Source organism: Paraburkholderia pallida (assembly GCF_004524855.1).
In the GTDB taxonomy this organism is placed as follows: Bacteria; Pseudomonadota; Gammaproteobacteria; order Burkholderiales; family Burkholderiaceae; genus Paraburkholderia; species Paraburkholderia oxyphila.
On sequence record NZ_CP038148.1, the window covers coordinates 3,055,997 to 3,080,748 of the forward strand.

Here is a 24,752-nt window from a genome sequence, read left to right on the forward strand (position 1 = left end):
AACTCGCGCTCCGGCACAGCACGGCTCATGCAGTTTCATGCAGACACGGCTTGCGCCGCATGCACGCGCACACCGGCGCGCGCGGCGACCGCGTTGAGCAGCACGTTCGTGCCCGCCGTGACGTCCTCGGGCAGCGCGTCTTCGGCCTCGTTGTGCGAGAGGCCGTCCACGCACGGGATGAAGACCATCGCCGTCGGGCAATAGCGCGCGAGGTGGATCGCGTCGTGACCCGCGCCGCTCACGATACGCTCGTTCGAATAGCCGAGGCGCTCGACCGCCTCGGCCACGAGCGCGACGCAAGCCGGGTCGAACGGCGTGGCGGGCGAAGTCCAGCAATGCGCGATCTCCACGCCGAGCCCGCGCGTGCCGCCCACTGCCGCGCAGACCGCACGCAGGTCCTGCTCCATCGCGTCGATCTGGGCATCGTCGTGATGGCGCAGATCGACCGTGAACGTCACGTTGGCCGCGATCGTGTTGCGCGACGAGTTCGCAATCTGCACCTGTCCGATCGTCACGAGACCGAGCGGCGCATGGCGCGCCATCACCCGCTCGATTTCCATCGCCATGTGCGCCGCGCCGAACCAGGCGTCCTTGCGGTAGCGCATCGGCGTCGTGCCCGCGTGCGCGGCCACGCCCGACACCGTCACATCGAACCAGCGGATCGCCTGGCCGCCCGTCACCACGCCGATGGTCGTGCCGTTCGCCTCCAGGATCGGCCCCTGCTCGATATGCGCCTCGAAGTACGCATCGACGGCCACGCCCTGCACGGGCCGCGTGCCGCGCGCGCCGCACGCGTCGAGCGCCTCGCCGAGCGTCACGCCATCGGCGTCGCGGCGCGCGAGCGCGTCTTCGAGCGTCATCGCGCCCTGGAACACGGCCGAACCGAGCATCGCCGGCGTGAAGCGCGCGCCTTCCTCATTGGTCCACGAGCAGATCTCGATGGGCTTGTCGGTCACGGCGCCCGCATCGTTGAGCGCGCGCACCACTTCGAGCCCGGCCAGCACGCCGTAGACGCCGTCGAAGCGCCCGCCCTCGGGCTGCGTGTCGAGATGGCTGCCCATCAGCACGGGCGCGGCCTGCGGATCGGCGCCTTCGCGCCGCGCGAACAGGTTGCCCACCTGGTCGGTCCACACCGTCATGCCCGCCTCGCGGCACCAGCGCGCGAACAGCTCGCGGCCGCGCCGGTCTTCTTCGGTGAGCGCGAGGCGCCGCACGCCGCCGCCCGCTGTCGCGCCGATGCGTGCCATTTCAGTGAGGCTCGCCCACAGACGCGGGCCATCGATATGCAAGAGGTCTTTCATGGTTAAACCCATCTCCGGTCGAATTTTTGTTGACACCTGGACTGATGCATCACTGCGAAATCAGTGCGAACTCAATGTGAATTCAATGCGAACTGAGCGCCTCGGCGGCCGCCTCGTCGTGCGCATGCGCCGCGCGGCGCGCGTCGAGCGCGACGATGCACACCAGCGACACGCCGGCGAGGCAGGTATAGAACACCGCGAGCGGCCACCATTGGCCCGCATAGCGATGCGCGAGCCAGGTGCCGACGAGCGGCGTGAGGCCGCCCGCCACCGCGCCGCAGACCTGATAGGACAGCGAGATGGCCGAGTAGCGCACGCGCGTGGGGAACACCCCCGAGACGAAGCCCGCGATCACGGAATAGAAGCTCGCCATGCAGACCACGGCAATGGCGATGCCGATCACCATCGGCACGACCTTGCCGCTCTGCACGAGCACGAACATCGGATACGGCGAGAGCATCGCGGCGAGGGCCGCGCACTTCAGGAAGCGCGCGCCGCCCATGCGCTCGGCGAGCCACGCGGCGATGGGCTGCGAAAGGAACTGGATGATCGCGACCGCGAACAGGCAGTCGAGGATGAGCGAGCGCGTGATGCCGACGTACTGCGTCGTGTACGCGATCATGAAGGTGTTGGTGAAGTACACGCCCGCAATGCCGATGGTGTTCGCGCCGATGCACAGCAGCACGAGCCCCCATGCCGAGCGGAACACCTCCGCGACCGGCAGCTTCACGGTGCTGCGCTGGTCCTTGAGCTTCTCGAACTCGGGCGACTCGTTCACGCCGAGACGGATCATGATGCCCACCACGAGCAGCAGCGCCGAAACGAGGAACGGCAGGCGCCAGCCCCACGAGAGGAAGTCGGCCTTTTCGAGCGAGGTGACCGAGCGGAACGCCAGCAGCGAGAGGATCAGGCCCGCCGGCGAGCCGAGCTGCGCGAACGAGGCGAAGAAGGTGCGGCGGCCGGCAGGCGCATGCTCGGCCGCCATCAGCACCGCGCCGCCCCACTCGCCGCCCACGGCCACGCCCTGCACGATGCGCAGCAGCACGAGCAGCACCGGCGCGAGCATGCCGACCTTCGAGTACGACGGCAGGAGGCCCACGCAGACGGTGGCGACGCCCATCATCATGAGCGTGGTCATGAGCGCCTTCTTGCGGCCGATGCGGTCGCCGAGATGGCCGAAGATCAGGCCGCCGAGCGGCCGCGCGAAGAAGCCGACGGCGAACGTGGCGAACGAAGCCATCGTGCTGACGAAGCGGTCTTCGGACGGGAAATAGAGCTCGCCGAACACCAGCGCGGCGGCCGTGGCGTAGATGTAGAAGTCGTACCACTCGATCATGGTGCCGATGAATGCCGCGGCAGCGGCACGCACCGGCTGTCGTGTGGCAGGGGCGGAGGTTTGCGGGGTGGTCATGGAAGTGTCTCCTTACTGCACTTTCGTCGTGCGTTCGATGCAACGCACATGAAAGCTTTATCGCCTCCCAGAAAACATTAGTCAAATTTCGAGTTATTATTCAGCGCATAAATTTGACTAATACCAGAGCCCCAAACCGGCGAGGAAACGCCCCATGCGCGCCGACATCACCCGCTTTCTCAACGACCGGCTCGACTGGAACCTGCTGCGCACCTATCTCGCGATCATGCAGGAGCGCAGTCTGAGCCGGGCCGCCGCGCGCCTCTACGTGACCCAGCCCGCCGTGAGCCAGGCGCTCAAGCGGCTCGAAGACGCGCTCGGGCGCAAGCTCATCGAGCGGCGCGGCACGCATTTCGTGCCGACCCAGGCCGGCGAAGAGGTCTATCGGATCGCGAGCGACATCTACGGCACCATTTCGCAGCTCGAAACCGGGCTCGACGAGCGCACCACCGACATCACCGGCTCGATCCGGCTGCTCACGGTGAGCCGGATCGAATCGCGCGTGTACGACGAGTTCCTCGCCGAATTCCATTCGGCGTATCCGCGCATCGACCTGCAGATCGAAGTCATGCGCTCATCGGACATCATTTCGTCGCTATTGCAGAAGACCGCGACCGCGGGCCTGAGCCTGTGCCGCACGCCGGTCGAGAAGCTCGAGATGCGCTGCTTCCTGCGCCAGCGCTACGCGATGTTCTGCGGCCGGCACCACCGGCTATTCGGTCTCTCGCAACTGACGATGGAAGACCTGCTCGCGGAAAATTTCGTGTCGTTCACGAGCGACCAGATTGGCGACAGCCTGTCACCGCTCACGGTGTTTCGCGACCAGCGCGGTTTTACGGGGAGAATCGTGGCGTCCTCGCCGAGCCTCGACGAGGTGCGGCGGCTCATCTTCGCGGGCTACGGCATTGGCTGCCTGCCCGAGCACATGGTGAAGGACGATCTGGCGCGGCAGCGCCTGTGGCGCCTGCCGCCGGAGGACGGACTCGTGGATGTCGACATCCACCTGCTGTGGCATCGCGAGCGCAAGCGGAATGCGGCCGAAGAAGCGTTCTTCGACGCGATGGAGCGCTGCATGCAGCGCCATGCGCTCGCGGACCGGCTATAGCGCGCGCCGCGAGCGCTGGACAGAAACGATCAGCAAGCGATCAGAAGCCGCGCGACATGACCGCGACGCCGATCGTCACGACGCCCAGCACCAGATTGACGACGACGAGCCGGCGCACGGTGCCCACGGCGCGCGCGCCGTCGGGCCACTTCTGCGCCTGCACCGCGCGGCGGATGCGCGGAAATACGGCGAAGCGGATATGGCCGAAGATCAGCATCATGATCACGCCGAGGCCCGCCATCGCGTGCAACTGCCAGGTGGCGTGGCCGCCGCCGAACTGCATCAGCAGAAAACCGCCGGTCAGCAGGATCACGATCACGGCAATGCCGACCCAGTTGAAGAAGCGGCCGAACACCGATTCGATGAGCGGCAGCCGCAGTTGCGGCGAGAGGTCTTCGAGCGCCGGACGCAGGCAGAAGTGCGCGAACACCATGCCGCCCACCCAGACTGCAACGCTCAGCAGATGCAAAAAGAGCGCGATTTCGATCGCGTGACCCATGCTTGAAATTTCCTGTACGTGAAAAGTATCCGGCTGTCGGCCGGAGTGGGCGCTTTAGCGCCTGCTCCGGCCCCATGCAAGGCTCGACGCGCGTTGCGCGGCATTATTCCATGCCACGCTGCGTGTCGCGCCAGATGTGCGCGCCGAAACCTCCGGCGCGCGCGGGGGCATTGCAGCCGCTGAAGCGCCTATTGCGTTATTGCGGCAGCACCGGGCGCAGGCCCGTGACGACCTTGAGCTTCGAGTCGGGCGCGCGGCCCTTGCGGGCCCGCTTGCCGATCTGCGGCGCCAGCACCGCGCCCGCCATCAGATCCTCGCCGGCCTTGCCGCCGCGGCCCGTGCCTTCGAGCACGACGCCCGACGCGGTGATCGCGAGTGCCTGCGCGAGCTTTTCCTTCTCGTCGAGCTGCATCAGCGTGACGCCGCGCCCGCCGCCCGAGAGCGTCTTCATCTCGTCGAGGCCGAACACGAGCAGGCGGCCGCCCGAGGACAGGCACGCCACCTGGATCGCATTAGGCAGCATCGGCATCGGTGCGAGCGGCGCGCAGCCCTCGTCGATCGTCATGAACGCCTTGCCGGCCTTCACGCGGCTCACCATGTCGCCGATCTTCGCGATGAAGCCAAAGCCGTTGCTCGACGCGAGCAGCAGTTGCTGCTCCGCATTCGCCGCGAAGTAATGCAGCAGATGCGTGCCCGCTTCGAGCTCGATGAGCGAGGTGACCGGCACGCCGTCGCCGCGGCCGCCCGGCAATTGCGCGACCGCCACCGAATAGACGCGCCCATTGCTGCCCCACGCGATCAGCGTGTCGGGCGTGCGGCACTGGAACGCCGCGTAGAGCCCGTCGCCGGCCTTGAACGTGAAGCTTTGCGTATCGAGCCCGTGGCCCTTGAGCGCGCGCACCCAGCCCTTCTGCGAGACGACCACCGTGACCGGCTCGTCCACCACGCGCACTTCGAAGCTCGCGCGCTTTTCCTGCTGGATCAGCGTGCGGCGGTCGTCGCCGTACTGCTTCGCATCGGCTTCGATCTCCTTCACGATGAGCCGCTTCATCGACGCATCGTTCGCGAGCAGCTCTTCGAGCTTCGCTTTCTCTTCGCGCAGCTCCGCGAGTTCCTTCTCGATCTTGATCTTTTCCAGCCGCGCCAACTGGCGCAGACGGATTTCAAGAATGTCCTCGGCCTGGCGCTCGGAGAGGCCGAACGCGCTCATCAGCGCGCTCTTGGGCTCATCCGACTCGCGGATGATGCGGATCACCTCGTCGATATTGAGGAAGACGATCATCCGCCCTTCGAGGATGTGGATGCGGTCGTCGACCTTGGTCAGGCGATGCTGCGTGCGGCGCGTGACCGTCGCGAAGCGGAAGCCGATCCACTCGCCGAGGATCTCGCTGATGCCCTTCTGGCGCGGACGGCCATCGGCGCCGATCATCACGAGGTTCAAAGACGCATTCGATTCGAGGCTCGTGTTGGCGAGCAGCGAGTTGACGAATTCGCCCTGGTCGATCTTGCTCGTCTTCGGCTCGAACACGAGACGCACGGGCGCGTCCTTGCCCGACTCGTCGCGCACGGCGTCGAGCAGCGCGAGCATCGACTGCTTGCTCTGCAACTGCTCGGGCGTGAGCGTCTTCTTGCCGAGCTTGAGCTTCGGGTTCGTGAGCTCCTCGATCTCTTCGAGCACCTTCTGGCCCGACGTGTTCGGCGGCAGTTCGGTCACCACGAGCTGCCACTGGCCGCGCGCGAGATCTTCGATCTTCCAGCGCGCGCGCACCTTGAGGCTGCCGCGGCCCGACTCGTAGGCCGCCGCGATTTCCGCTTCGCTCGAAATGATCTGGCCGCCGCCCGGGAAATCGGGCCCCGGGATCTTTTCCATTAGCTCCGCGTGCGAAATCTTCGGATTCCGGATCATTGCCACGGCCGCCGACGCGACTTCGCGGAGGTTGTGCGAGGGAATTTCCGTCGCAAGACCGACCGCGATGCCCGATGCGCCGTTGAGCAGCAGCATCGGCAGGCGCGCGGGCAGCGTCTTGGGCTCCTGGAACGAGCCGTCGTAGTTCGGCATGAAATCGACGGTGCCCATGTCGATTTCGTCGAGCAGGAGCTTCGCGATGGGCGTCAGACGCGCTTCGGTGTATCGCATGGCCGCCGCGCCGTCGCCGTCGCGCGAGCCGAAATTGCCCTGGCCGTCGATGAGCGGATAGCGCATCGAGAAGTCCTGGGCGAGACGCACGAGCGCGTCGTAGGCCGACTGGTCGCCGTGCGGGTGGTACTTGCCGAGCACGTCGCCGACCACGCGCGCCGACTTCACGGGCTTGGCGTTGTCGCCGAGACCCATCTCGTTCATCGCGAAGAGAATGCGTCGCTGCACCGGCTTCTGGCCGTCGCAGACGTCGGGCAGCGCGCGGCCCTTCACCACGCTCACCGCGTAGTCGAGGTACGCGCGCTCCGCGTAGTGGCCGAGCGTGAGCGTGTCGCCGTTCGGGGCGTCGGTCACTTCAGCAAAGAGATCGTCCATGTTTCAGTCAGTCCGTAATCTTGTATGGGCGTGTATGGGGTGCGAAGGCGTGCGCGCTCAGATATCCGCTTCGACTTCGTTGCCCTTCTCTTCGAGCCACGAGCGGCGCGAGGCCGCTTCGCCCTTGCCCATCAGCATGGTCATGCGCGCAACGGTGGCCTCGTAGTCGAGGTCGCCGAGCGCGATGGGCGACAGGCGCCGCGTGTCGGGGTTCATCGTCGTGTCCCAGAGCTGCTCGGCGCTCATTTCGCCGAGGCCCTTGAAGCGGCTGATGGTCCATTGCGTCTCCCGCACGCCGTCCTTGCGCAGCTTGTCGAGGATCGCTTCGAGCTCGCCTTCGTCGAGCGCGTAGAGCTTCTGCGCAGGCTTCTTGCCGCGCGCCGGCGCGTCGACGCGGAACAGCGGCGGGCGCGCCACGCACACGTGACCGCGCTCGATCAGCTGCGGGAAATGCTTGAAGAAAAGCGTGAGCAGCAATACCTGGATGTGCGAACCGTCGACGTCCGCGTCCGAGAGAATGCAGATCTTGCCGTAGCGCAGGTTCGACAGATCGACGGTGTCGTCGGGGCTGTGCGGATCGACGCCGATCGCCACCGAAATGTCGTGCACTTCGTTGTTGGCGAACAGGCGGTCACGCTCGGTTTCCCACGTGTTGAGCACCTTGCCGCGCAGCGGCAGGATGGCCTGATATTCCTTGTCGCGGCCCATCTTCGCCGAGCCGCCCGCCGAGTCGCCCTCGACGAGGAAAAGCTCGTTGCGCGCGATATCGGTCGACTCGCAGTCGGTGAGCTTGCCGGGCAGCACGGCCACGCCCGAGCTCTTGCGCTTCTCGACCTTCTGCCCCGCGCGCGTGCGCGCCTGGGCCTGCTTGATGACGAGGTCGGCGAGCTTCTTGCCATGCTCGACGTGCTGGTTGAGCCAAAGCTCCAAAGCGGGACGCGAGAACGACGAGACGAGCTTCACGGCGTCGCGGCTATTGAGGCGCTCCTTGATCTGCCCCTGGAACTGCGGGTCGAGCACCTTCGCCGAGAGCACGAACGAGACGCGCGCGAACACGTCCTCCGCCAGCAGCTTCACGCCCTTGGGCTGCAGGTTGTGCAGCTCGACGAAGCTCTTCACGGCCTGGAACAGGCCGTCACGCAGGCCGCTCTCGTGCGTGCCGCCCGCGGGCGTCGGAATCAGGTTGACGTAGGACTCGCGCATGAGCGGGCCTTCCTCGCTCCACGCGACCACCCACGCGGCGCCCTCGCCTTCGGCGAAGGTGTCGTCGGTGGTGCGGGCGTCGGCGTAGCGCTCGCCTTCGAAGAGCGGGATCAGCAGGTCGCTGCCGCCCATGCCTTCGAGCAGATAGCCGCGCAGGCCGTCTTCGTATTTCCACGAGAGCCGCTCGCCGGTCTTCTCGTTGACGAGCTCGACCTCGACGCCGGGCAGCAGCACCGCCTTCGAGCGCAGCAGGCGCTGCAGCTCGCCAAGCGGCAGATTCGGCGAGTCGAAATACTTCGGGTCGGCCCACGCGGTCACGCGCGTGCCGGACTTCTTCTCGTCTCGCGCGGCGTTGCGCGTGGTGAGGGGCTTCACGACGTTGCCGTCCGAGAAGCCGATTTCGGCGACCTTGCCGTCGCGCCAGACCGTCACGTCCAGACGCGTCGAAAGCGCGTTGGTGACCGAGACGCCCACGCCGTGCAGACCGCCCGAGAACGTGTAGGCGCCGCCGGCGGCCTTGTCGAACTTGCCGCCCGCGTGCAGGCGCGTGAAAACGATTTCGACGACGGGCACTTTCTCGTCCGGGTGCAGGCCGAACGGAATGCCGCGGCCGTCGTCCTCGACGGAGACGGAATGATCGGCGTGCAACGTGACGGTGATGCGCTTGCCGTAGCCGCCGAGCGCTTCATCGGACGCGTTGTCGATGACTTCCTGGATGATGTGCAGCGGATTCTCGGTGCGCGTGTACATGCCCGGCCGTTGCCGGACGGGCTCGAGGCCCTTGAGCACCTTGATCGACGCTTCGCTATATCCAGCGTTTGCAGCGTTTGACTTCTTCGTTGACATGGTGATCCGCAGGGGGTCGTCCTGTGCAGATGTCCACAGGTGCTGTGGACATCTGCGGGGACAACGCGTTGAGTGTTCAAAAAAACCGTGACGAAACAACGGGCTGGGCGCGCTGCGCAACGCCCGGGCAGATCTTGCCGGGCCGGCGCGCGCTCGCGCGAGTCGCTCCGATTCGCGAGGTATTGTACTGATTTGAGCTTGCGCGGCAATTTGGAAAAGGGTTGGCCGTTCGGCCGAGGGGCGGCGAGGGGCTTGAGTCGCGTAGAATGGGGCACGGGTGGCATGCCGCCTGCCGGCGCCGTTTCAGCCGGTTTGTTGCGCAATTTGGGGGAGTGCAGCGCCTATGAGACCATCGGAAGCATTACGCGCGCATCGCGCTGAAATCCGGCAGATCGTCGCGAGTCATCACGCAACGAATGCGCGCGTGTTTGGCTCGTCGGCGCGTGCGGAGGACGACGAGGACAGCGATCTCGACTTGCTCGTCGACCCAACGCCGCAAACTTCGCTGTTCGATCTCGCGCGCATTCAATTGCGGCTGGAAGCGCTACTAGGCGTACCTGTGGATGTCCGCACACCGTTGGATCTGCCCGAGCGCTGGCGGGCGCTTGTCGTGGAGGAAGCGGTGCCGGTATGAAAAAAGGCGATTTGCGCACGCGCGACTACATTGAGCACATCCTCACGGCCATCGAGCGCATCCGTGACTACACCGCGTCAGTCACGCTGGAAACGTTTCAAACAACCCCGATGGTCATTGACGCCGTCGTGCGTAACCTGGAGATCATTGGCGAGGCGGCGCGCAACGTGATCCAGGACGATCCGACCTTCATCGCGGCGCATCCTGAGATTCCATGGCAAGCCATGTATGCCACACGCAACCGCGTGTCGCACGGTTATTTCGATATCGACACAAGGACAGTCTGGGTGACGGTGCAGAACGACTTGCCCGAGCTGGAACGCGCACTTTTACCCCTGAAACAGTCCTAAAAAAAAGCGGCCTTCATCAGGCCGCCTTCTCCCGCTTGCGCCAGCTTTTCACGTCACTTGCGCTTGCTCTCCAGCTCTTCCCACCGCTCCAGCGCCATCAACAATTCCTCGTCGATCTGCGCATAGCGCTCGGTGAGCCGCGTGCCCTCCTGGGCATCCTTCGCAAAAATCGATCCATCCTCGATCTTCGCGCCAATCTCCTTCTGCTCCGTCTCCAGCGCCTCGATGCGCTTGGGCAGCTCCTCGAGCTCGCGCTGCTCCTTGAACGAAAGCTTCACGGTGCGCTGCGCATTGCGGCCCGCCGCGCTCTCCTTCGGCGCGGCCGCAGCGGGAGCCGCCTCCTTCGGCGCGCGCGCCTCGGCAAGCTCCTGCGCGCGGGCGCTCTGGGTCTGCCAGTCAGTGAAGCCGCCCACGTACTCGCGCCAGCGGCCTTCGCCCTCGGAGGCGATCACCGAAGTCACCACGTTGTCGAGGAACGCGCGATCGTGGCTCACCAGCAACACGGTGCCGTCGTAATCGGTCAGCAATTCTTCGAGCAGCTCGAGCGTGGGAATGTCGAGGTCGTTGGTCGGTTCGTCGAGCACCAGCACGTTCGCGGGGCGCGCAAACAGACGCGCGAGCAGCAGGCGGTTGCGCTCGCCGCCCGAGAGCGACTTCACGGGCGAGCGCGCGCGCTCGGGCGAGAACAGGAAGTCGCCGAGATAGCTCATCACGTGCTTCTTGGCGCCGTTGATCTCGACCCAGTCGCTGCCGGGGCTGATGGTATCGGCGAGGCTCTTCTCGAGGTCGAGCTGCGCACGCATCTGGTCGAAGTACGCCACCTGCAGGTTCGTGCCCACGCGCACCGTGCCGGCGTCGGGCTTCAGCTCGCCGAGGATCAGCTTGAGCAGCGTGGTCTTGCCCGCGCCGTTCGGGCCGACGAAGCCGATCTTGTCGCCGCGCATCACCGTGGCCGTGAAGTTATCGACGATCGTGCGATCGCCATAACGCTTCGTGACGTCGGTGAGCTCCGCGACGATCTTGCCCGACTTCTCGCCCTGCGCGACGTCGAGCTTGACGTTGCCCTGCACGTTGCGGCGCTCCTCGCGCTCGTGGCGCATCTGCACGAGGCGCGCGATGCGGCCCACGCTGCGCGTGCGCCGCGCCTCCACGCCCTTGCGGATCCACACTTCTTCCTGCGCGAGCAGCTTGTCGAACTTCTCGTTTTCCACGCGCTCGACTTCGAGCTGCTGCGCCTTGCGCTCCTGGTACTGCGAGAAGTTGCCCGGATACGAGAGCAGCTTGCCGCGGTCGAGCTCGACGATGCGCGTGGCCACGCGGTCGAGGAATGCGCGGTCGTGGGTGATGAACAGCAGGCTCGAGCGCTGCGCGACGAGCAGCTCTTCGAGCCAGCGGATGCCGTCGAAGTCGAGGTGGTTGGTCGGTTCGTCGAGCAGCAGCACGTCGGGCTGCACGACGAGCGCGCGCGCGAGCGCCACGCGCTTTTGCATGCCGCCCGAGAGCGCGCCCACGCGCGCGTCCCCTTCGAGGCCGATCTGCGCGAGCGTGGTCGACACGCGCGTGCGCCAGTTCCAGGCGTCGGCGTGATCGAGCGACGACTGCAGCGCATTCATGCGTGCGAGCAGCGCGTCGTGCTCCGCGCCTTCGGGGGTATCCGCGAGCTTGTGCGCGACCACGTCGAATTCGTCGAGCAGTGCGCGCACGCCCGCGAGCCCCGAGGCGACGGTGTCGAACACGGTGGCATCGGCGTCGAAATCGGGCTCCTGCGGCACATAGACGGTCGAAAGATCCTGCTGGCGCGTGACGAGGCCGTCGTCGGGCCGGGCGAGGTCGGCGACGATCGTGAGCAGCGATGACTTGCCCGCGCCATTGCGGCCGATCAGTCCGACGCGCTCGCCGGCTTCGAGCGAAAAGTCCGCGTGATCGAGCAGCGCGACGTGGCCGAACGCGAGTTGCGCGCCGGTGATGGTGTAAAGCGACATGAATGGAGACCGTTGCCTGCGTTGGAGAGCAAGCGCGTATTGTACCGGGGCGCATGGGGTCCGCCGCCCTGGCCCCGTTGCCTCGATGCTCGCCGTGGCATTCGCTGGGACGTCCGCCCGCGCGGGCATGCCTGCGCGCGCCTGGCCGATCGCGGCGACGCGAACCTGCCGCGCGCGGCCGGAGCGTCATTTTCCTGTAATATCGCGGCTCGCCTGCCGCTCCGCCCCAACCGGGCCAGGGTGGCTAACGGGGCCATATGTGGCTATCCGGGGCTAGATGGGCGGCTAAATCCGCGGGCAACGATCCGCGGGAAGCCGCGTCGAACTGGAATGAAAGGTGTGTTGTGAGCGAAGTGATCGAATACAAGAGCTGGGTCTGCCTGATCTGCGGCTGGGTCTATAACGAAGAAGATGGGCTGCCCGACGACGGCATCGCCGCGGGCACGCGCTTCGCGGATATCCGCGAAGACTGGCGCTGCCCGCTGTGCGACGTGGGCAAGGCCGATTTCGTCGCCGTGGAGTTCTGACGCGCCCGCCGCGCGGGCTGACATTTTCCAGCCGGATGGCGTTTGCTATACTCTTGCGCCTGCGCCGCACAACCAGACTTTGTGCGCAGACTCCGCGCCATGACGGGTGACTTGGGAAACATGGCGGTCTGGCGGAGAGGGGGCTCGCGCTCCCCGCAGCGGATTTGACGGCTCCCTGTAGTTCAGGGGGCGGAATGAGGGCCGAATCCCCCGCCAGTCAATGCTCTCGACTACTGCTGTAGCAAAAATGTAGCAGTTACCAATCTCCGTCGGACGGTCACCACACGCGCTGACTTTCCCCGATCGACAATGACAGACAATCGAAGCTCGCCGTTCCTACGTGCACGGGATTGCGCAGCCAACGCTAGAATAGCGAGATATCGCGATTGGTCTGTATAAACCAAAGAAAAATTTCACAACTCAAAGTCGTAGGGGAAAAAACGTGGTGAAACCCATCCCGGGGCCAGATCGTACGCCGTGGTATTTCACAAAAGCGGCCACCGAAGGCTTAGGCAGTGGAGCTCCGGCTGTCGCCGCGATCCTTTCCGCAATCCGGCTACTCGAAGACCCGGCTACAAAGGTCTTCGGACTTATCTCCGCGGGAGCCGCGGTGTGGCTAATTGCCGCAGCACTGGTCAAAATTTTTGCCGCGAGAGCCCAAGATAAGAAAGAAGCGCCGGAACGCACCCACGAGGGTTTAAGAGCGGCCCTGTTCGCCCTACATTCGATGGTTGCACACGCGGCAGAACTGGATCCAGACGACGCGAAGACGAAATTGCGCGTAACCTTTCACCGGGTAGTGCCGCCGCTCAAGACGGCCGTCGAAATTCAACAACTGGTCGATTACGTCGGTGGTCCCGGTGGTGGCGACGGTCGCGGTAGAACGTTTTCTATTCGCTCAGGCATCGCCGGTAAGGCAGCCAGGACACGCTCGGTGTACGCACAGTCTCGCGTTAACACCGATATCGCCTCCTACGAGGCTGAACTTCGCGAACATTGGGGCTACACTGAGGCCGATAGCCGAAACGTATCTAGGGACAGCTTCGCGTGGATGTCTGTACCAATTTGTGACGCCACGGGTCAACATGCTCTTGGCGTAGTATATTTAGATTCAACAGAGAAGGATCTTTTCGCGTCGAATGAAGTCCGTGATGCGATCGTAGTAATCTGCGGCGGCATTGCCGCGTATGTAGGAGAGAGGTACAAATGAATGCCGAAAAGCTAATCGAGAAGACCGAACTTGAGTCAGGCGAAGGGGCCACTCTCAAGATCGAGAGAATCGTGCTCTCCAAATACGCCTCTGCTCTATTGCGAGCAAAACCAGCAGCCAAAGGTACTTCACGGTCTGATTCGAAGAACAAAGAGGATGTAGACGCACCCTCTGCTGGAACGGGGAAGCCACTGGCATCCGGTGCATAACCGACCCTTGAGTGCCAGCGCAATCTGGAGTAACACAAAAGCCCCGAGTCTCGGGGCTTTTATTTTTGCTGCCCGCGAGTAGACAGTGTTCAAATGGGCAACTCACATGCACCAATACAAGCAGCCTTCCGCCAATCAAGGCGCAACCCCTCCCCTGAAGTATGCATATTGGATTGACGTTTCCGTTCCGCCCGATGCGAAGTGATGGATATTGGAGTTGAATGGGCATCTAAAGTTGCTGTACGAACTCGGCATGCAGGCCGCAAAATCGGCCTTAGGCTGGCCTACGAGCCGCGGTGCGATGGTATACAAGCTGCGCCTCCCTAACTATAATCGCCGACGAACAATGCGACCAGCGATCAATGCTAGGCACCGGGGGAATGAATGCCATCCATTAAACTGAAAAGCCTTCGATTCGAGCAACCTGCGTTCCGTAAGCTCGGCGATATTAAAATCTCCTTTGCCGAACGGATGACAATAATCGCCGGACATAATGGCATCGGAAAATCCACAATCCTCGGAATCGTCTCAAATGGATCCGGATTAAATGATAGCGATTATCAGAGTTATTTTCGCCGGATGTTTGTCGCCAACCTGAACGAGATAATTCACCTCGACCATGAGAGGGAGTTTAATTCTTACAAGGTTGATCAAAAAACACTGCCTTCACCCTTTATTGACTACGAAATTGATAGTGCGATACTCGTGAAGCGCAGCGCCATGACGGAGCGGCGAAACGAACAGCAAGTCCGGGTGGTCCCACGGAATGACCCCTATGAGCCGGTGATAAGCGATTCGGGGATCGAGATTGGCAAAGACGCAAAAGTGCCCTTGCCAACTTTGTACTTAGGTATGACCCGAATGCTACCTGTCGGAGAAAGTGACCCACGCTCGGTCATGAACTCGGTAGAGCAGGCGTTCGATGCCGACGACGCTGAATTTATCGAGAGCTTTATCGGCAGCGTGATTGGAATCGGATTAGAAAACGCATCAGGAAGAATCACCACGCAAGCAATCAAGGGAACCAAAAAAACCACCAAACACCCTGAATACGCCTATCACACAAAATGCATTTCCTTAGGCCAAGATAGCCTGAGCGCCATTGCGACAGCACTCGCTTCGTTCAAAAAACTGAAGCGCGAGTGGAAGGAATACCCTGGCGGCCTTTTGGTCATTGACGAGCTCGATGCAGGCTTTCATCCGCATGCCCAGCAAAAGCTCGTCAAAGCACTATGCGGCGCCGCCAGAGCTCTCCAGTTGCAGATCGTAGCAACGACGCATTCTATGTGTCTAATCGAGGCAATTCACCCGGAATCCAGACCAGTTGGCAAAGGTGGAAAACACGTTGATTCTGTCGTCTACATAACTGACACGTCACGCCCGAGGATCGCCGAAGACTACTCGCTAAATGACATCAGGCGGGATATGAGCTTGCTTCCCCCAGAAGTCGCGGCACGCAGCGAAGTACCCGTTCTGAAAATTTATCTCGAAGATCCGGAAGCGCAATTCTTTCTGGAACGGCTACTAACTCGCGCGCTGAAAATGCGGGTGAAACGCGAGGCGGCCGTTCGTCTCAAGCCAATCCCGTTAAGCGTTGGTTGCGAAAATCTCCAACGATTCCACAAGCATGACGCTTATTTTAAAACCGTTCTAATCGTTTTGGATGCCGACGCATCAATCGCCGGCCCAGCCAGATCGACCAGAAACATTGTTAAGCTGCCCGGCGGAAGGGATGGAAACGGCCGAGGGCTTTCTCCCGAGCGCACGCTGCATGCATTTATCAAGCAGCTGGCTGACGAAAATAACTTGTATCCAGCGGCACGTGAAAAACTCAAAAGACTCAAGGTGAGTAGCGATCAACTTCGAGAACACCTGCTCGTCGGCTATGCAACTCTCTCGAATCGAGAATCAGCAAAAAAGTGGATGACGGCACGGCTCGACTTCATCAAGCAGTGGGAATTGGTCGAGATTTGGCTCGCCGAATACCCCGCTTATGTCGAAGCGTTCAATGACTCACTCTTGGCAGCATCAATCGCAACGGCGGGTCTTATAAGGCAATCGACCTGAAGGTCCGACAGAATTTGGAGCGGCGCCCCTCGCTCTCCCGGCGCGCCGCTCGACCCAAATTAAAAGAGACCCGCAGGTTCGTTGGTCTCGTCCCAACTGAAGATGATCACCTCCTTACGCGCAGCCTCGCGCCCGCCACCTCCGACCGTGTAGCAAATATCGACTGTTTCGATATGGAAGCCGTCGAACACCCGACGAATGTCGGGGTGATCGTTCAAACTCACAATCGCCCTTCCCTTCAACGTCCGCAGTCGTGCGGCCATCGCCTCGTATTCCCCGAACGGAAAGGGCACCCCGTACCCTTCCGTCTGCCAATAGGGCGGATCGAGGTAAAACAGCGTATGCGGCCGATCGTAGCGGTCGATGCACGCCTTCCAGTCAAGGTGCTCCACGTACGTGCTCGCGAGCCGCAGATGCGCCGCCGAGAGGTTCTCCTCAAGCCGTAGCAAGTTAAGCCCCGGAGGCGTAGTCGTCGCGGTCCCGAACGTCTGCCCCTCGACCTTCCCCCCAAAGCAATTTTGCTGCAGGTAGTAGAACCTGGCCGCCCGCTGGATATCGGTGAGTGTTTCCGGGACTGTTTCCCTGAGCCATTCGAAGACTTGGCGGCTAGACAGCGCCCACTTGAACTGCCGCACGAACTCTTCGAGGTGGTGCTGCACGACACGGTACAGGTTTACGAGATCGCCGTTCACGTCGTTGATCACCTCGACTTTGGCAGGCGGGCGCATGAAATACAGCGCGGCGCCCCCTGCAAAGACCTCGACGTAGCACTCGTGAGCAGGAAAACGCGGGATCAGGTGGTCTGCGAGGCGACGCTTGCCGCCGATCCATGGAACGATGGGAGTTGCCATATGTGGATTGCCCTGTTGGGAATTTGTTAGAATTCGCCCCGCCTACCGGTAGGTAGCAGGGCCTTGGCTAATTCACTGGCTGGTTCAGTGGAAAGGTGGCCACGCGTATGCTCCAACATGCACGTGGTCGCCCTGTCTCTCTTTCCACCCTTGCGACGGGTATAGATGCGCTCCGCAAAATACTGTATGTTTACACAGTATTTTGCGGAGCAACCAATGCCTCATCGTGCGCCGTTGACCGCCGAGCGTCTCGCCGCAATCTGGGACAACCACCCGGAACCGATCGTGCTTGAACTGCTGTGGGAAATTCATCGCCTGCGCGCCACGATCTCGCGCGCGAACCAGATCCGCGCCTTTCTCGCGCCAGGCGGCCACGGCAACATTCCGGGTTCAGTTTGGGAGTGCTTCAAGCGAGAGCTCGACGCTGAACCCTGCCTACAGGACAAGCCGACACCACGGCAGCACGCCGCGATCGACAGAATCGTGAGGCGGCCGCGCGAAGGATAGCTGCGCCGCCACGGGCCGCATCGTCACTACGTCGCGATTGTTCCGGACGGCGGCGAGCCGGTAAGTCGGCGCGCACTATCCCGGCTAATCGCTCTTTGCGAAAAATAGCTCGGTGTATTTATCGAGGTAGTGTCGAAGCGCAACGGAGGTGGGGAGCCTCTCGATTTCGTCACGCCAAAAAAATCCGGCGCCCGCTCCTTCATTTACACAGAATTCCCCCCAGCGCATGGGGCGAACGTAGGATACAAGCAATGCGAGTTGAGTCGTTGACTGGCGACTTGCCACAAGCTTGAAGTCGTCTGGCTTGGCGTCGACGCCCAACTCCTCCCTGAACTCGCGGGCAGCACACTCATACGGGCCGCGATCGTCGGCATCAACAGCGCCACCCCAAAGCGACCATGTCAAAGGCGCTAGCGATGCCGCACCGTCACGCATCTGTAGCAACGTCTTCCCGCTTTCGTCGCGGACAAGGATGTTGACGCTGCGCAAAGTCAATGCCATCTGGAATCTTTGATCGGACTAGTTAGGCGAACCGGAAAAAAGCCGCAGACAATCCTGCGGCCGTCAACACACTCGCGGCATCGGAGATACAATGCGCCGCCCCAAAACCTTACAAATCGGAAAGGACGAGCACAACCGGGTAAACCCTGACGCATCGCCGTCAGTCAATCCTCTTCGTGCTGCGACCGTCCCACTCCGACGCGTAGATTATTTCGGCGGCAACTGCAGCGCGCACTCCCCCTCAATCAGTCCGCGCCGCTGGAGGGCGCAGACGTATTGCTGAAGGTAGTCGGCTTTTGCGCGGGCGTCGCTGTCGGCGTCATCGAAGATCCCGAAAAGAGCTGCTCCCCACGCTGGTGATAACTCGGCTGTCCCACTGGCACCATCGCCCACGCTGCCGGCGCTGGCGCCGCTATCTGCTTCGTCGCCACCGGCTGCCCGGAAGTTGGACACTGCGACGCGCAGCCTGCGAGTACCGTCAGCAATAGCGGCACGGTTTTCTGCATTGTCGGCTTCATGGGCCAGTCGCTCCTTCGTAAGTTGCGCATCTATCGCGGCCACATCGCTGGCCGCCTGGGCATGCGCATCGATTGCGCGGGATTCGGCATCGAACGCCGCTTTCGACATCAGGCTGAGATCGTTCGCGTGCCGCTCGTTGTCTTTTGAATGCGCGACTTTCTCAGCGGCGAGTTCGCCACGCTCTATCAAATGCTCGAGGCCGAAGCCTGCACTACCGGCCAGCAGCGCAACAAGCAGGTACGGTAGAAACGTCTTCAGCATTAAAGCCCCACTTCACATATGGCTCGCTCATTCGCGCGCCGTTTCACAAGGCCGGGAAGCACCCGCCCACCCGATGTCACCCACTGCGCTTTACCTGAGTCGGACTCGTTCATAGCCTTGCACGCGCCGCGGTAATCGCCAGCATTGAAGCGGCGCGCAGTCGTGCTGCCGCAGTAGGCGGCCGTTCCGATGTTGTAGGCAAAGCTCACCGCAGCGCCGAGCTGGTACACACGCCCCTTCAGCCCGGGCGTACACTTCAGCACCGGCTCCGCATGCACGATCAGTTGCGTCTCCAGCGACTCGCGGCACTCGGCATCGCTGTACGCCTTGCCGACCACAACGTCATGAGTGTCACCCATGCACTTCGTCGGAATACCGACCGGATCGAGGTACCCACGCAATACAACGCCTTCGAATTGCGGCACGATGGAAAACAAAAGGGCCGCAGTAGCGGCCCCCACAACTCCCACAAGTGTCTTCCTCGATGTATTAGTCACGGTGCTCCTCCATTTCGTGCAAGCGCGCGTCCGACTCGACCCGCTCGCGCTGATCCTTGCGCCACATGAAAAAAGCGTTCAGCGCGAACGTAGCAAACGCCGTCGCAATACCGACGATCACGCCGATGTCGGTCAGCGTCAGTGACGAGCCGACGGCCACTCCGCTCCCCGCGTAGCTCGCCGCTTCGGTTGGACTGACTCGCATTTTCCCTCCCCGGAAAAGAAAAAGCCGCCCGAAGGCGGCGCGATTGGGCTCACGTCGGTGAGCCTTTACAGGGTACGACTGCATGGTCACGCAAACCTCACGGTGACTGTTCGACCTCTAGAACGTCGATCGCACCTTCATACTCAGGCAGCGTCTTCAGATAACAGTACGCTTGCTCAAAAGCATTTCCGCCGGACATGTCATATGGAACGCCGCTATGCGCGATTGCGGCATCGTCGAGCATGTTTCCGATGTCAGCCGCAGCGTCTTGCGACGGGAACATCCAGACACCAAACGACATCGCGTCCTTCGATAGATCAATCTGAGGACGCACTACGCGTAAGTACGCTTCCGGCAACGTGAGCGTCTTGTAGTTCACTGTCATTTTGAGAGCCATACTTTCCTCCTTAGGATTGGGAACCAACGACTATTCCATCCGTATCGCTCGCGGGAGCGCTATTTTTAATACGGAGGCGTTGCGACGTATCGACCCACAGATAGTAGTTTCCGAGCTTGAATGGCGTGGTGCCGTTCCAGGCGCTACCGTAGGTCGGCAGCTTCTCAATCGTCAACCACTTGCCCACAGTCGGCTCATACATGAGTGTAATTACGGTGGAATTTGCCGAGAGCGGATAGGTCTCCGGAACGGCGATATTGCCCCCGCCCATCACAGTCACAGTGCGTCCGGAGGACGCCGACCGCAACATAATCCATCGGCCATCGCTACCGCCGTTGATGGTGGTAAGCGTGTCGGAAGCTGCCTGCCCCTCAGTATCAATAGCGAAGAACGTCCCGGTATCGGGAACCGTGATCGCATGACTGGCGATTCTCAGGGTCGGAGAGCGCGGAGTATTGATCGTGCGGCTTGGCGGCACCATATTGGCGAACGCGGGAGCCTCGTTGATTTTATCGACGCGGAGCCAGCGCCCGGAGCCGGGCGTCTCAGAGATAACGTTAAAGCCGTTCGGAGTTTCAACGCTTTTCCGGTCCCAGCGAAACTGGCCATCTGCTGCCGTATCAAATTCCGCACCTGCATTAGACAGGATCATTTGAGCCCATTTCCGACGTGCATAATTGCTCGTCGGAATAGATTTTGGAGTGATCGCATAAGGCGGCACGGGCACCAGACCCTCGTTGTATTTCGCAAGTTTGACGCCATCCAGTGCCACCGTATCGGTCGTATAGTCAATGCAACCAGGGCCATCAGTCGCGCCAGTGCCACCACCGAGCGGCTTCTGTGGGTCGCGCCACGCATCCACACCCGACCAGCCCGTCCCAAGCGCCGAGATGAACAGGTCGCCACGCGAACGAGCAGAGCCGCCGGTGGCCGTCAAAATTCCGTACGCAGACCCGAACGATCCATCGTCACGATTCTGCTGGCACATTCGATGAACGTTGTTGATGGAGTCAACGAAAGTTTGGGAAATCGCCTTAGGTTGCCGTTGCCCCACGGAGTCGTAGTAGTTCTCAATGAGCGTAACGAACAGTCTGGTGTTAGCCGGGGAGGCAGTCGGACACCATGCCGGCGGATTCGGGTTGTAGCATGCAAGCGAACCAAGGAGCATGCCCTTGTCATGTTGTCGGAACAGGCACCGCGAAACAGTAACGCGGCATGGGTTCTCCATCTCGACAAGGGTGGACATATCAATGCAGCCGTCGCCCGCGTAACGGAACGAGCACTGGTCAATCCACACGCGGTCAACCGAGTCAGGCACAATCCAGATGCCGTCCCGCATCGTGGCCGTTGCGCCCGGAGTCGAACTGAACTGCAGTCGGCGCACAACGACATTCGCGCAGTCGATCAACTTGAACCGGGTAACGTCAGTAGGAGCCCAGATGCGCGCGTTGCGACCCGGAGCATCAATAGTGATATTCGATGGGAGGATGATTTGCGACGTGAGATACACCTCGAAATTTCCCCGAGGATGGAATAGCACCCGTCCAGACCCAGCAGTTCTGACCTGGTTGATAGCCCATCGCAGAGAGCCGGTCGTGTAGATGTCGTCGCTCGTGTTGGTCACCCAATAAACCGGGCCTCTGCCGCCGCCGGTAGTGCCAGTCACAGCGGCATAGCCGACCATGGCGGAAAAATCAGCCGACATCGCGTCAGCCTGGGCAAGAGAGTACGCAGATGGTTTCGCCCCATTACAAAAATCGGTGACGATCCCGTCAAGGTACGTGAACTTCGCGCCCCCAACATCGGAGAAGTCAAACACCGCATTGGTGTCCGAGGGAGGGAGAACGACCAGCGAAAGATTCTCCATACGGCTCTTTACAACAAGCCCCGGCGGCGTGTCGGCGGGGAACGCACCCAGTGCGTCAAACGATTCCACGCCAATACCCGACACATTGTTGAAGTTCTTCGCCACTTCCCCCGACAGGGTCACCGGAACACCAGGCCCGTAGTACAGGCGCGGCTCCGTGACCGAATTGCGAAACTTCCCAGCCGGGAAAAATGGCGCGGGCACGACGTTGTATGCTTTGACGATGCCGTCCGTATCGTTCGCAGCATAGTCACCAGTGGCACCGTAGTCCTTCACGCTGACGATATCGCGATACTTATCCTGTCCGCGACGCGGCACGGCGTCCGCACCACGCTGGATGAAGCCAACGAGCGATGATCCTTCGGGTGCGCTCAGACGCTCGAAGAGATCGCCACCAATTGCGCGCCACTTGCCGGCCTCAAGGTCCGCCCTGAATGACTGGCCCGAGTGGTGGGGAACCAGCGCCGCATAGGTACTGCCCTCCCACCACACCATGTCATTCGTGCTGTAGTCGGCGTCATCCTTCCAGTCGCCGCGATTTGTATACTCGAGCACGGCATTGTCGAGACCGAGCAGGTGTCGGGCACCCGCTGGCGTGCCATCACCTAACAATGCCGGCACCTTCCACAAATGGTCTCCCAGCGCATCCATCACGGAAGCGAACAGTTTTCTCCATGCGCCCTGTGTAATGCTCATGGGCGAGAACGTGTTCATCGTCTTCGCCAGTGCCTTGAAATCTGGAATCAGACCCATGCTTTCCTGCTCCGCAAAAATGCGAAGGCCCCGCACAAATGGCGGGGCCTTCGCCCAACAACAATAAAGTTTGGCCACTAGCCGATAAACGATACGGCGGCAGACAGGTTCAGATCAGCCACGACGTTCGACCACTGGTCGAAACAGGCGACGCGCGCGTAATACCTCAACCCTGCCGTCAAGCCGCTGAGGTTGACCGACGTATCGGGGCCGACGTAAATCTGCAGCCCCTCGCCCCTGCGAGGATCGAAGGCCGCCGAATCGCCCAGCCAAGCAAAATATCCCCCTCGATCCGGCATCTCCACGTCGCCCCACACCAGACGGCCGGCGGCCACATGGACATTCGACGGTGCAGGCGGCGCAGGCTTCGAAACAGCCAGCGTCGACGGTACGCCCGGACCAACACCGTTGATCGCGGTCACCGTCACCAGGTACTGACGCTTCGGGCCGCCGTCCGCATAGGCGTCCACTGTCGTGTAAGTCCACTCATTCAGCACAGTCGTCGGCGCGCGTACCAGACCATTGCCGCTCGTCAATTGAATCTCGAACCCGGATGCGGGCTGCGCCGCCCAACCTACGCGGAAGCGATCGCCAACAAACCCGTCGAGCAGACGCAGCCCCAGCATGCCGCCCGGCAGGGTGTTTGCAACCCGTATTTCGTGCAGGTAAGGATCGACCTCGTCGAGCGACTGCGTCCCCCCCCCCGTCATGTTGCGGCTCGGAAACTTCAGATACACCGCCGAGCCGATGAACCATTCCGGCACCTGATACCGGAAAATCGAGCTATCGATCCGCACGAACCGCGTCATTACCGGATGCATTGCCCGCGCGGTACGCACACGGCCGCGCAACACGCCCTCCAGCGTGTATTTGCTGTCTTGCGTGAGCGTGGCACGCGTAAAGCTGACCAGTTCACCACCACACCAGGACAGCGTTGCGTTCATCTGTGCATCGCCTCCCTGCAGCACACCACCAGACATGGTCATATCCACATCGAAGCGATCGGCGTCCTCGCCGATCGCGTCCGTGATTGCCCCGTACCGGGCCGGCGAGGTAATACTGCCAACGCGAGCATAGGTCACGCCGTCGAGACTTACCCAGACATCGCAACCTGACCAGTTCGACGCGTTGCCCGCCGCGGCGATCCAGACCTCGGGCACCTCGTTCGTGAGCGACAGCGGGGCGTTGAAAATCACCGGGTCGTTTACGCCATCCGCTTTCTGTCCGAAGTTCACGCGATACCCAAGCGCGGCCTGCGTGCCGAAAGCGACAGGTGCGCCATAACCCCAAATGATCTCCTCCGCAGTAACCGAGAGCGTGCCGTCCGGATCGTTATCGATCTGCGTGACCCGCACCGGCTCGTCAACCATGCCGAGATGCGCGTCATTCAGCGTGACCACATCACCGGGCTCGATCAGCACGAACCTGGGCGGCAGCCGAAACGTATATTCGTTACGGCCGTACAGCGTGCGCCCCATCTTGAGGTATGCCGCGTTCTCCGCAATCGACGCCTTGCAGATCCATGGCGCCGGAACCCGATCGGCCGGTCGCTCGCCGTACGCGTCGATGTTGGTACGGTCTTCCGCCGTGATGCAGTTGGTGTTGTAGTCGTTGTCTCGGTCGTTGAACTCCAGCGCCTGCTGGTTGCAGGCATCGGTACCGAGCTTGCGCTTGACGCGAATCGGCTCACCGTCGCCATCGTCAAGCAGATCGTCATCGGTCAGGTAATAGACCGGCGTCAGATCCGGCTCGAACGTGCGCCCGTTGCCGCTGACCGGCATCGTGGTGAGCGGAATCAGGTGGATTTTTCCGTCCGAATCCAGCCAGTCACATCCAGTGAGCACCGCCATCTGGGCAAGCAGGTCAATCGTGGCATTGGCCTCCGTGAGCGCGGGCGACATGAACAGCCCCATGGCGACCGTGTAATCGTCGAATGCCTTCATGTCGCCAATGCGATCGGCCGGGAAACCAGCGCCGAACGATGGTTCGGTCAGCCAGTCCGAGAGGATCGTCAGCGGCGTCGCATCCGGGATGATTTCGGAGTATCGCCCGCGCCCCTGCACCTCGAACGTATGCTGCGGCAGCGACGCCGATGAACCCAGGTCGTACGCGCCTGCCGCCAGATACGCGATGCCGGGATAGTGGAGCGCTTCGGTCGGATGTTTCGTGACAAGATAATCCCACGGCTGCTGGTCGTCGGCCCCGCTGAACAGCGTCAAACCAACTTTGGCCGGCGTGGTGACCGTCTTGTCCGCCCACACCCGCCCGATTCCCGAGACCACGCCTGCTCCCAGCGCCATCGCGACCGCCACGGTATAGGTATAAGTCGTGTTTTCGACGTCTGGACCACCGCCCTTGCCGCCCGCACTCTCGCTGCTCGTATGCGCGATCGCCTTGAAGTCTCCGTACCAGATCAGGTTCGGCCTCACGCGTGTTCGACCGTGAATCACGGGGATGGGGTTGCCGTAGCTGCTGCCCTGCAGACGCAGCGCGACCTCGGGTACTTCACTGTTACGAATCGTGCCACCGCCGGCCATA

Annotated in this window: 22 protein-coding genes; 8 read left to right on the plus strand and 14 right to left on the minus strand. The window is 62.1% G+C overall.

The annotated features are described in order from the left end of the window. Positions 1 to 35: 35 nt before the first annotated feature. Positions 36 to 1,301, minus strand: coding sequence for a Zn-dependent hydrolase (locus E1956_RS13830; RefSeq protein ID WP_134749690.1), 1,266 nt, complete (start codon positions 1,299 to 1,301; stop codon positions 36 to 38). A gap of 82 nt (positions 1,302 to 1,383) precedes the next feature. Then, positions 1,384 to 2,712 (minus strand): MFS transporter, encoded by a 1,329-nt coding sequence (locus E1956_RS13835; protein ID WP_134749691.1) that lies wholly within the window; start codon positions 2,710 to 2,712, stop codon positions 1,384 to 1,386. 154 nt (positions 2,713 to 2,866) lie between these two features. On the opposite strand from E1956_RS13835, the gene E1956_RS13840 reads away from it, so the two are divergent. Next, positions 2,867 to 3,817, plus strand: coding sequence for a LysR family transcriptional regulator (locus tag E1956_RS13840; protein ID WP_134749693.1), 951 nt, complete (start codon positions 2,867 to 2,869; stop codon positions 3,815 to 3,817). Positions 3,818 to 3,857: 40 nt separating this feature from the next. Here E1956_RS13840 and E1956_RS13845 read toward each other — a convergent pair whose 3' ends face one another. The 3 genes from E1956_RS13845 to E1956_RS13855 form a co-directional block, all read right to left on the minus strand. Further along, on the minus strand, positions 3,858 to 4,316 hold the full coding sequence (locus tag E1956_RS13845) for a CopD family protein (protein ID WP_134749695.1): 459 nt from the start codon (positions 4,314 to 4,316) through the stop codon (positions 3,858 to 3,860). Positions 4,317 to 4,512: 196 nt separating this feature from the next. Further along, positions 4,513 to 6,828, minus strand: a complete 2,316-nt coding sequence (gene parC, locus E1956_RS13850; protein WP_134749697.1) for a DNA topoisomerase IV subunit A — start codon at positions 6,826 to 6,828, stop codon at positions 4,513 to 4,515. Between the two features lie 57 nt (positions 6,829 to 6,885). Beyond that, on the minus strand, positions 6,886 to 8,877 hold the full coding sequence (locus tag E1956_RS13855) for a DNA topoisomerase IV subunit B (RefSeq protein WP_134749699.1): 1,992 nt from the start codon (positions 8,875 to 8,877) through the stop codon (positions 6,886 to 6,888). Between the two features lie 343 nt (positions 8,878 to 9,220). On the opposite strand from E1956_RS13855, the gene E1956_RS13860 reads away from it, so the two are divergent. Then, positions 9,221 to 9,511: a nucleotidyltransferase family protein gene (locus E1956_RS13860; protein ID WP_134749702.1), complete on the plus strand. Its 291-nt coding sequence runs from the start codon at positions 9,221 to 9,223 to the stop codon at positions 9,509 to 9,511. After that, a complete protein-coding gene (locus tag E1956_RS13865; RefSeq protein WP_134749704.1) occupies positions 9,508 to 9,861 on the plus strand; it encodes a HepT-like ribonuclease domain-containing protein in 354 nt (117 codons plus the stop codon). Before E1956_RS13860 ends, E1956_RS13865 begins: the two co-directional genes overlap by 4 nt. Before the next feature lie 53 nt (positions 9,862 to 9,914). Here the strand turns inward: E1956_RS13865 and E1956_RS13870 are convergent, their stop codons facing one another. Beyond that, on the minus strand, positions 9,915 to 11,843 hold the full coding sequence (locus E1956_RS13870; protein WP_134749706.1) for an ATP-binding cassette domain-containing protein: 1,929 nt from the start codon (positions 11,841 to 11,843) through the stop codon (positions 9,915 to 9,917). 344 nt (positions 11,844 to 12,187) lie between these two features. On the opposite strand from E1956_RS13870, the gene E1956_RS13875 reads away from it, so the two are divergent. The 4 genes from E1956_RS13875 to E1956_RS13890 all read left to right on the plus strand — a co-directional run bounded on the left by E1956_RS13875 (position 12,188) and on the right by E1956_RS13890 (position 15,856). Continuing rightward, complete coding sequence (locus tag E1956_RS13875) at positions 12,188 to 12,370, plus strand: rubredoxin (protein WP_134749708.1); 183 nt, start codon at positions 12,188 to 12,190, stop codon at positions 12,368 to 12,370. Between the two features lie 442 nt (positions 12,371 to 12,812). Next, entirely contained in the window at positions 12,813 to 13,580 is a 768-nt protein-coding gene (locus E1956_RS13880; protein WP_134749710.1) for a hypothetical protein, read from the plus strand. Continuing rightward, positions 13,577 to 13,789 carry a hypothetical protein gene (locus tag E1956_RS13885; RefSeq protein WP_134749712.1) on the plus strand — a complete coding sequence of 71 codons (213 nt, stop codon included), beginning with the start codon at positions 13,577 to 13,579 and terminating at the stop codon, positions 13,787 to 13,789. Before E1956_RS13880 ends, E1956_RS13885 begins: the two co-directional genes overlap by 4 nt. Before the next feature lie 384 nt (positions 13,790 to 14,173). Further along, complete coding sequence (locus E1956_RS13890; protein WP_134749714.1) at positions 14,174 to 15,856, plus strand: AAA family ATPase; 1,683 nt, start codon at positions 14,174 to 14,176, stop codon at positions 15,854 to 15,856. Between the two features lie 59 nt (positions 15,857 to 15,915). Here E1956_RS13890 and E1956_RS13895 read toward each other — a convergent pair whose 3' ends face one another. Further along, positions 15,916 to 16,707 (minus strand): DNA adenine methylase, encoded by a 792-nt coding sequence (locus E1956_RS13895; protein WP_134749717.1) that lies wholly within the window; start codon positions 16,705 to 16,707, stop codon positions 15,916 to 15,918. A 186-nt stretch (positions 16,708 to 16,893) separates the two neighbouring features. Between E1956_RS13895 and E1956_RS13900 the strand changes: the two genes are divergently transcribed. Further along, complete coding sequence (locus E1956_RS13900; RefSeq protein ID WP_134749719.1) at positions 16,894 to 17,214, plus strand: hypothetical protein; 321 nt, start codon at positions 16,894 to 16,896, stop codon at positions 17,212 to 17,214. Between the two features lie 84 nt (positions 17,215 to 17,298). Here the strand turns inward: E1956_RS13900 and E1956_RS13905 are convergent, their stop codons facing one another. The 7 genes from E1956_RS13905 to E1956_RS13935 all read right to left on the minus strand — a co-directional run bounded on the left by E1956_RS13905 (position 17,299) and on the right by E1956_RS13935 (position 24,751). Next, entirely contained in the window at positions 17,299 to 17,715 is a 417-nt protein-coding gene (locus tag E1956_RS13905) for an NUDIX domain-containing protein (RefSeq protein ID WP_134749721.1), read from the minus strand. A gap of 207 nt (positions 17,716 to 17,922) precedes the next feature. Beyond that, complete coding sequence (locus tag E1956_RS13910; RefSeq protein ID WP_134749722.1) at positions 17,923 to 18,495, minus strand: lysis system i-spanin subunit Rz; 573 nt, start codon at positions 18,493 to 18,495, stop codon at positions 17,923 to 17,925. Then, a complete protein-coding gene (locus E1956_RS13915; protein ID WP_197732794.1) occupies positions 18,495 to 18,992 on the minus strand; it encodes a lysozyme in 498 nt (165 codons plus the stop codon). The genes E1956_RS13910 and E1956_RS13915 overlap by 1 nt, the downstream gene beginning before the upstream one ends. Then, positions 18,985 to 19,197 (minus strand): phage holin family protein, encoded by a 213-nt coding sequence (locus tag E1956_RS13920; RefSeq protein WP_134749724.1) that lies wholly within the window; start codon positions 19,195 to 19,197, stop codon positions 18,985 to 18,987. The genes E1956_RS13915 and E1956_RS13920 overlap by 8 nt, the downstream gene beginning before the upstream one ends. A 97-nt stretch (positions 19,198 to 19,294) precedes the next feature. Next, positions 19,295 to 19,594, minus strand: coding sequence for a hypothetical protein (locus tag E1956_RS13925; protein WP_134749726.1), 300 nt, complete (start codon positions 19,592 to 19,594; stop codon positions 19,295 to 19,297). 10 nt (positions 19,595 to 19,604) lie between these two features. Then, the gene (locus tag E1956_RS47960) at positions 19,605 to 22,214 is read right to left on the minus strand and encodes a pectate lyase family protein (protein ID WP_134749728.1); all 2,610 of its coding nucleotides are present in this window, start codon (positions 22,212 to 22,214) and stop codon (positions 19,605 to 19,607) included. Between the two features lie 77 nt (positions 22,215 to 22,291). Then, positions 22,292 to 24,751: a phage tail protein gene (locus E1956_RS13935; RefSeq protein WP_134749730.1), complete on the minus strand. Its 2,460-nt coding sequence runs from the start codon at positions 24,749 to 24,751 to the stop codon at positions 22,292 to 22,294. Position 24,752: the final 1 nt, after the last annotated feature.

Coding starts and splice junctions, on each gene's coding strand:
- E1956_RS13830 (WP_134749690.1), bottom strand. CDS start 1,301: ATGAAAGACCTCTTGCATATCGATGGCCCGCGTCTGTGGGCGAGCCTC.
- E1956_RS13835 (WP_134749691.1), bottom strand. CDS start 2,712: ATGACCACCCCGCAAACCTCCGCCCCTGCCACACGACAGCCGGTGCGT.
- E1956_RS13840 (WP_134749693.1), top strand. CDS start 2,867: ATGCGCGCCGACATCACCCGCTTTCTCAACGACCGGCTCGACTGGAAC.
- E1956_RS13845 (WP_134749695.1), bottom strand. CDS start 4,316: ATGGGTCACGCGATCGAAATCGCGCTCTTTTTGCATCTGCTGAGCGTT.
- parC (WP_134749697.1), bottom strand. CDS start 6,828: ATGGACGATCTCTTTGCTGAAGTGACCGACGCCCCGAACGGCGACACG.
- E1956_RS13855 (WP_134749699.1), bottom strand. CDS start 8,877: ATGTCAACGAAGAAGTCAAACGCTGCAAACGCTGGATATAGCGAAGCG.
- E1956_RS13860 (WP_134749702.1), top strand. CDS start 9,221: ATGAGACCATCGGAAGCATTACGCGCGCATCGCGCTGAAATCCGGCAG.
- E1956_RS13865 (WP_134749704.1), top strand. CDS start 9,508: ATGAAAAAAGGCGATTTGCGCACGCGCGACTACATTGAGCACATCCTC.
- E1956_RS13870 (WP_134749706.1), bottom strand. CDS start 11,843: ATGTCGCTTTACACCATCACCGGCGCGCAACTCGCGTTCGGCCACGTC.
- E1956_RS13885 (WP_134749712.1), top strand. CDS start 13,577: ATGAATGCCGAAAAGCTAATCGAGAAGACCGAACTTGAGTCAGGCGAA.
- E1956_RS13890 (WP_134749714.1), top strand. CDS start 14,174: ATGCCATCCATTAAACTGAAAAGCCTTCGATTCGAGCAACCTGCGTTC.
- E1956_RS13895 (WP_134749717.1), bottom strand. CDS start 16,707: ATGGCAACTCCCATCGTTCCATGGATCGGCGGCAAGCGTCGCCTCGCA.
- E1956_RS13900 (WP_134749719.1), top strand. CDS start 16,894: ATGTTTACACAGTATTTTGCGGAGCAACCAATGCCTCATCGTGCGCCG.
- E1956_RS13905 (WP_134749721.1), bottom strand. CDS start 17,715: ATGGCATTGACTTTGCGCAGCGTCAACATCCTTGTCCGCGACGAAAGC.
- E1956_RS13910 (WP_134749722.1), bottom strand. CDS start 18,495: ATGCTGAAGACGTTTCTACCGTACCTGCTTGTTGCGCTGCTGGCCGGT.
- E1956_RS13920 (WP_134749724.1), bottom strand. CDS start 19,197: ATGCGAGTCAGTCCAACCGAAGCGGCGAGCTACGCGGGGAGCGGAGTG.
- E1956_RS13925 (WP_134749726.1), bottom strand. CDS start 19,594: ATGGCTCTCAAAATGACAGTGAACTACAAGACGCTCACGTTGCCGGAA.
- E1956_RS47960 (WP_134749728.1), bottom strand. CDS start 22,214: ATGGGTCTGATTCCAGATTTCAAGGCACTGGCGAAGACGATGAACACG.
- E1956_RS13935 (WP_134749730.1), bottom strand. CDS start 24,751: ATGGCCGGCGGTGGCACGATTCGTAACAGTGAAGTACCCGAGGTCGCG.